Raw genomic sequence first — 5,773 nt, forward strand, 5'->3', positions numbered from 1 at the left:
GATATTAATTCAGGCCTATATATTCTAAATGGCAATGTTTATATTGAAGTGAGAGACCGGGTTATTACTGCCGGCCAAGCCAGAGTAAACCCAACCACTCTGGAAGTTTGGGGAACAGGCGGCATAACAGTAAATCAGCGGGACATCGCCTTTACTGGTGATAGTGTTTATGTTTATGGTTCCAAAGCACAGGCAAAGATAGACGGTGGAGTTAACCTGTCCCGTCCGGGACTCTCCATTAGCGCTGACAATGCAGATTTCAATTGGCGTACCAGAGTCGCCGTTTTTAACGGTAATGTACGTATATCTCAAGGCAGTAACAATTGGACAGCTGATTGCATAAGCTATAATGTTGATTCCAATAGTTTTTTGTAAAAAAATATCCCTGGCCAGCTTGGAAGCTAGTCAGGGATATTTTTATTTGTGCTTTGCCAGTTTATTTTTCTGAACTACTTCTAATATCCGATTAGCAGTCTCTTCGATCGCCTTGTTTGATACATCTATTACCGGACAATCTAACCGTCGCATAATAGAGCGGGCATAATCAAGCTCTTCATGGATCCGTCCAATATTGGCGTAGCTGGCATCAGGCGCTAGCCCCATTGTTTTTAGGCGCTCACAGCGAATTTCATTAAGCTTAAATTTATCTATTATCAACCCTACAATACGATGAGATGGTACTTGAAAAAGCTCTTGCGGCAAAGGAGCCTCTGGTACGAGCGGAACATTAGCCACTTTAACCTTCTTATGAGCTAAATACATGCTAAGTGGGGTCTTCGAGGTACGTGATACACCAATAATGACAATATCGGCTTTTAAAAGTCCCAAAGGATTTTTTCCATCATCATATTTAACTGCAAATTCAACTGCCTCTACCCGCTTAAAATATTCCTGATCCAGCTTATGGATCAGACCCGGTTTTAGGCGCGGAGTCATTCCGGTAACTTTTTGCACAGCATGAATCATCGGACCCATTATATCAATTGTCGGAATGTTATGTACTTGAGCCTGCTCCAGCAATGCCTCACGCAAATTAGATGACACTAAAGTGTGGCAGATAACACAATCATGGTTTGCCGCTTCCTGCACTGTTTCAGCTATTTGTTCCACAGAGGTGATATACGGAATTCTAATAATATCAAACTCTCCGGAGCTAAACTGACTGGCAGTAGCACGAGCCACCATTTCAGCCGTTTCGCCAAGAGAATCTGATAATGCATAAATAATCGGTAGGTTAGCTATAATAGTTCCCCTCCTCTTCCCTCGCCAAGTTCAACAAACAATCTGGTAATATTGGTTTTTGTAAGCCGCCCGATCACTTCATAAGCCTTTGTTCCCTGATGATTGATTAATGAAACGACCGGCAGACTATCTACCTCGTTTTCAATAATTTTCTTGGCAGCTGTTAAAACAGGTTCATCCGGAGATGTTACAACAATCTTAGGCATTGGTGTCATAAGAACTTTAACCGGCATCTTATGAAGGTCACTCCCCCCCATGGCTACCTTAAGCACATCTTTACGAGAAACAACCCCAACTAGAATTCCCCCAGGCTCTACGACAAATACTGAACCAACATCTTCAAGAAACATGGTGACTACAGCATCATAGGCACTGGTGCCTGAGGTCACAGCAACAGGCACTGACTGGATATCCTGTACCTTTATCCTGCTGACTTGTTCGGTAAGCATACTTATAGCATTTTTGCCGGTATAATAGTAGCCTACTTTGGGGCGGGCATCAACCATACCGGACATCACCAGGATCGCTAAATCAGGCCTGAGAGCCGCTCTGGTTACATTAAGACTTTCAGCAATCTGTTCTCCGGTAATAGGGCCTAAAGTCTTGACCATCTCAGCAATTTTCTCTTGCCGTGGCGATAATCCCAATAACAGCCCCCCCTTTTTTATTACAGGTGTAATACCGTTAGACAATAACGATTTTAGATATATCTGCAGTGTGTGCTGCTAAGCCTGATATCGCTTTTAATAATGACAAGCGGTTGTTTCTAACAGCTGTATCTTCAACCATAACCATAACCGCACCAAAAAAAACATCAATTGGCGCCACCATGCCGGCGAGTATATTAAGTATACCCTGATAATTTTTTTCTGTTTCATATTTTTTAATTGCATTATGAGCTTCTACATAGGCTTTGTACAAGGCATGCTCAGCCTCGACCGAGAATAGGCTGGGATCAACGGTCTGTGAACTGGCGGTTTTCGCTAGATTCCCCACCCTTACCAGAGCCTGTACGGCCTTTTGCATAGCAATTGTCCCACCTGCTACAGCCATGGCCCTAGCTCTAAGCCAAGTATCGTAAATATCATCCACACCTGTCGCCAATACGGCGTCAATCATATCATATCTTAAATTTTCATCAGATAGAATATTTTTAATTCGCAGACGGAAAAATTCCTGGATGTCTGCTAACAGCTTCATCCTGCGTTCATTATCACTAATGCCTAATAAGTCCATAGCCTGACTGGTTATGTCAGCTAAAGAAACGTGATAGTTTGCATCAATTATAATATTTACTACACCGAGCGCTTGTCGCCTTAGTGCATACGGATCCTGTGAACCGGTCGGGATAAGCCCCCGGCTAAATGTGGCCACAATATTGTCTATCTTGTCGGCAATGCTTACTAACCGGCCGGCAGTTGTCCGGGGCAATTGGTCACCGGCAAATCGCGGCAGGTAATGTTCAAACACTGCCTCGGCCACAGATTGCGTTTCGCCGCTCAGCAGGGCGTACTCCCGGCCCATAATACCCTGTAACTCTGTAAATTCGTTGACCATACCTGTTACTAAGTCGGCCTTAGCTAAATAAGCTCCGCGATTTATAATTGTAAGTTCGTTTTGACTAATCGTAAGCATTTGCCCTATTCCAACAGCCAGACGCTCTAACCGCAGCACTTTATCATGGATTGTACCTAATCCTTCCTGAAATACAATCGTCTTAAGTTTTTCCACACGGTCTGCTAATGGTACTTTTTGATCCTCTTCAAAAAAGAACTGGGCGTCTGCCAGCCTTGCCTTAAGCACACGTTCATTACCATGACGGACAATATCAATATGATCTGAGCCGCCGTTTCTAACGGTGATAAACATTGGCAACAGCTTTCCATCTTCCCCGGTAACCGGGAAATATCGCTGATGCTCACGCATTGGAGTAATAATGGCTTCAGGCGGTAGGCTGAGATATGTTGCTTCAAAATTACCGCATAACGCTGTCGGGTATTCTACAAGATAGACTACTTCTTCCAACAGTTCCTCATCAATAGTTGCAGTCCCACCATGGCTTACTGCCAAGGTTTCAATTTGCTCTTTAATAATGCGGCGCCGCACATCTTGATCAACCATGACAAAGTTCTCACTGAGACGAGCAAAATACTCCTCAACTGAATTTACCTCTATCTCAGACGCCCCCAGAAAACGGTGGCCACGCGTAATCTTGCCAGCGGTTACTCCGGGCAATGTACAAGGTACAACTTCATGACCAAACAACGCTACCACCCAGCGAATTGGGCGGACAAAACGCATATCAAGATCGCCCCAGCGCATGTTCTTAGGGAAGGACATGCTACTTACAAGATCAGTTAAAAGTCCTGGCAGAAGCTCGGTCACCGAGCTTCCGGTTTCCTGAACAATGGCGTAGATGTAGCCATCCCTTACAACAAGCTCTGACGGGTCAACCCCCTGGCCACGGGCAAAACCTAAGGCTGCCTTGGTAGGTGCACCCGCTTGATCAAAAGCAATTTTTACTGCCGGACCTTTATTCTCACTGTTTTTATTGGCTTGGCTTGCAGCAACTGCTTTAACAATAACAGCCATCCGGCGTGGTGTGCCAACAGCCCTGACTTCAGCATGGCTAATCCTAAGTTCTGCCAGCTTTACTTTAGCCATATCTTCAAGCTGCGCTAATGCGCCGGTCATAAACTTTGCAGGGATTTCTTCGGTACCTATCTCTAAGAGTAAATCTTTGGTCATGGCTTACTTACCTCCCTTTAGGAGCGGATAGCCTAACTTTTCGCGCTGCTCCAGATATCCCTGTGCACAAAGCCTTGCCAGGTTTCGTACCCGGCCAATAAACCCGGTACGTTCACTAACGCTGATTGCGCCACGGGCGCCAAGCAAATTAAAGCTGTGAGAACACTTTAACACATAGTCATATGCCGGAAGCACATAACCCAGTTCAATTACCCTAATCGCTTCCTTTTCATACATATCAAACAGCTTGAACAGTAATTCAGTATCGGCAATCTCAAAATTATAATGCGATTGTTCGACTTCATTGCGATGAAAAATATCCCCATAAGTAACGCCATTTATCCATTCGATGTCAAAAACATTTTCTTTGCCTTGAATATACATAGCTAGTCGTTCTAGACCGTAGGTAATTTCTACAGATACAGGCTTAACATCAATACTACCTACTTGCTGAAAGTAGGTGAATTGAGTAATCTCCATACCGTCCAACCACACTTCCCAGCCTAGTCCCCAGGCTCCCAGTGTCGGTGACTCCCAGTTGTCCTCAACAAAGCGGATATCGTGTTTTTCCGGATCAATTCCCAGCTTAGCCAGACTAGCCAGGTATAATTCCTGAATATTAGCTGGTGACGGTTTCATAATAACTTGATATTGATGGTGTTGGAACAAACGGTTGGGATTATCACCATAGCGACCGTCTGCCGGACGACGCGACGGCTCAATATAAGCCACATTCCATGGCTCAGGTCCCAGGGCCCGTAAAAACGTTGCCGGATTCATCGTTCCTGCGCCCTTTTCCACATCATAAGGCTGTTGAATTATACAGTTCTGTTCTGCCCAAAAATTTTGCAGTGTCAGGATTATCTCCTGGAATGTCATATACTTAACCTCCTAATAAAAATAAAAACATCTCATCACAGTAACTTATACTCAAGTTACAGGGACGAGATGTTGTTCCCGCGGTTCCACCCTGATTGGTCGTGTACAAACGACCCGCCTTAATATATTACAGGTTTTACTCTCTCAAGACTGATGCAGGATTGTGGAATCAGCCTAGGATTTCCTCCTGTAGCTTGGGAAGGCCTTTCACCTTTATTTACCAGGCTTACACTATCCCTGGTTCGCTGCAGTAAAGGTTACTTATTCCCGCATTGCTATATTTAGAGGTACTATCTAGTAGTAACTAGAGTATCCAATGCTCAAAATTTTATCATGGAAATATAGGAAAATCAAGGGGATATTGATTACTTAGGTCTAGATTCAGGTTTTGATCGCTTATTTAATAATTGGTGTGAACAGTCAGGACAATAATCATGTGTGAATTGTGCCTCAGAATGTTCCTGTAAGTATTTTGAGATATTCGTCCATTCACCTTTCTCATTTCGGATATTATGACAAGATGAACAAATTGGAATTAACCCTGAAAGCTCTGTAATTAAAGATATATCTTCAATGATTAAAATAGACATTGTGTATTGTTTGTACACAAGCGGAGCCGCAGTTACCTGGAATACAAATTCTTTTATCTCATTATCCTTGATAACTGCAAACTTACCTTTCTGCCGGGAAACCGTTTTCCCATTGATTGCCAACATCGCATTAGCCCTAAGTAGACAATTCTCACAATTAGCAGAAGAGCCACACCCATTCTTAGCATTAATGCAATGCAACAATTCTCCGCCACGGCGAAGAACATTATCATTAAGCGGTTTCACACAAAATATTCTATTTCCTTCTGGATTTATTGCATGCACATACCCATTCTCGTCTGCCAGAATTATTC

General features: G+C 43.6%; 6 protein-coding genes. 1 reads left to right on the top strand and 5 read right to left on the bottom strand.

The annotated features are described in order from the left end of the window. The coding region (locus VN379_RS00855; RefSeq protein ID WP_325529835.1) for an LptA/OstA family protein at nucleotides 1-375 on the top strand (375 nt) is incomplete at its 5' end. Between the two features lie 42 nt (nucleotides 376-417). On the opposite strand, the gene VN379_RS00860 is transcribed toward VN379_RS00855, so the two are convergent. The 5 genes from VN379_RS00860 to VN379_RS00880 form a co-directional block, all read right to left on the bottom strand. Then, nucleotides 418-1,242: a pyruvate, water dikinase regulatory protein gene (locus tag VN379_RS00860; RefSeq protein WP_325529844.1), complete on the bottom strand. Its 825-nt coding sequence runs from the start codon at nucleotides 1,240-1,242 to the stop codon at nucleotides 418-420. Further along, entirely contained in the window at nucleotides 1,239-1,889 is a 651-nt protein-coding gene (locus VN379_RS00865) for a helix-turn-helix transcriptional regulator (RefSeq protein ID WP_325529837.1), read from the bottom strand. The genes VN379_RS00860 and VN379_RS00865 overlap by 4 nt, the downstream gene beginning before the upstream one ends. A 37-nt stretch (nucleotides 1,890-1,926) precedes the next feature. Next, entirely contained in the window at nucleotides 1,927-3,990 is a 2,064-nt protein-coding gene (gene glyS, locus VN379_RS00870; RefSeq protein WP_325529839.1) for a glycine--tRNA ligase subunit beta, read from the bottom strand. A gap of 3 nt (nucleotides 3,991-3,993) precedes the next feature. Further along, nucleotides 3,994-4,869, bottom strand: a complete 876-nt coding sequence (gene glyQ / locus VN379_RS00875; RefSeq protein ID WP_325529840.1) for a glycine--tRNA ligase subunit alpha — start codon at nucleotides 4,867-4,869, stop codon at nucleotides 3,994-3,996. 365 nt (nucleotides 4,870-5,234) lie between these two features. Continuing rightward, the coding region (locus VN379_RS00880; protein ID WP_325529842.1) for a histidine kinase at nucleotides 5,235-5,773 on the bottom strand (539 nt) is incomplete at its 5' end.

It is taken from the genome of Sporomusa sp., assembly GCF_035561255.1.
GTDB lineage: Bacteria > Bacillota > Negativicutes > Sporomusales > Sporomusaceae > Sporomusa.